Annotated in this window: 1 protein-coding gene; it reads right to left on the bottom strand. The window is 60.8% G+C overall.

What is annotated here, in order from left to right; translation table 11 throughout:
• Positions 1-145: 145 nt before the first annotated feature.
• A complete protein-coding gene (locus tag AC3EC3_RS19745; RefSeq protein WP_488491276.1) occupies positions 146-1,267 on the bottom strand; it encodes an IS5 family transposase in 1,122 nt (373 codons plus the stop codon).
• Positions 1,268-1,349 lie beyond the last annotated feature (82 nt).

Here is a 1,349-nt window from a genome sequence, read left to right as displayed (position 1 = left end):
TTAACAGGTTGCGGAAAAAGGCTTGGCAGAGCCGGCCATTGGCCCCGTTTTCGCGGTTTTCTAGCCCACAGCGTCAGTCATTCCGGGAGGTAACTTCCCGAAGCCGGTCGTTTTTGACCGGCCTCGGGCGCTGTGAGGCGCAGGCCTAGGTGGCGGCCAGCAGTTTCGGCAGTCTGATGAGGTTATAGGCGGCAGCGGTGAGCGTGAAGAACCATCCGACGCGATGTTGCCCACGGTGTCGGGTTTTTCGCATCGTGCCGCAGGTTTTTGCCCATCCGAACACTTCCTCGATCCGCTTGCGGATTTTCTGGGAGAGGCCGTAGCCGGGATGGCGTGTCGTACGCCCGTCGATTGCCGAGCGCCGGTTGCTGTTGTTCTGAGCCACATGCGGGGTGACGTCCATCTCGCGCAATGCTTCGACGAAGGCAGCGGTGTCGTAGTTCTTGTCGGCGCCCAGCGTGATCCGATGGCGCCCTTCCATCCGGCCCAGCATGGTCAGTGCAGCATCGCGTTCGGCGGTGCCGGTCGCGTGGGTGAGGATCGCATCGACAACGAGGCCATTGCGGTTCTCCATGAGAACATGGGCCATATGGCACAACCTGGCTGCCTGGCCCCGCGCTTTCTTGAACAGGCGGGCATCGGGGTCAGTGGTTGATGCATGGGTCGCATTGCTGCGCTTCTCGCCCCGGAAATCGCGTCCGGCATTGCTCGGCGCTGTTTTCTGCTCGCCATGGCCGGAGACTGAACCACCGTCATCGTCATTCCCGGGGCCGCCTTCATCCTTGGGCCTGAAGCTCTTCACGCTGGCCCAGGCTTCGATCAACGTGCCGTCCACCGAGAAATGATCGTCGGACAGAAGAGCCTGCACGCGTGCCTGGTTGATGATGGCGGACAGGAACTTGGCGGCAACGTCCCCGGACAGCAGCCTCTCACGGTTCTTGGTGAAGACCGTGACATCCCAGATCGGCGCATCCATCGCCAGGCCAACGAACCAGCGGAAGAGCAGGTTGTAATCCATCTGCTCCATGAGCTGGCGCTCCGAACGGATCGTATAGAAAGCTTGCAGGAGCAACGCGCGCAGCAGCTTCTCGGGCGGGATCGATGGCCGGCCAATGCGCGAATACATCGCATCAAAATCCGCTGACATCACCTCGAGAGCTTCGTCGACGATCGCGCGGATCGCCCGAAGAGGATGGTTCGCCGGAACCCGGGCTTCACAGCTCACGTAGGAAAACAGCCCTTCGCTCCGGTAATCGCCGCCCCGCATCTCAAATCCTTCAACCTCAGTTGAAGGCGTCTGAATCACCTCAAGCGGCTCGAGGAAAGAGCCTTTTTCCGCAACCTGTTAA

Source organism: Novosphingobium sp. BAM6 (genome assembly GCF_057784955.1).
Note: the sequence above shows the minus strand (reverse complement) of the source record. Positions and strands in the feature narration are given on the sequence as shown.

Excerpts from the sequence above, each read along its gene's own strand:
- AC3EC3_RS19745 (WP_488491276.1), bottom strand. The coding sequence starts at position 1,267 with ATGCGGGGCGGCGATTACCGGAGCGAAGGGCTGTTTTCCTACGTGAGC.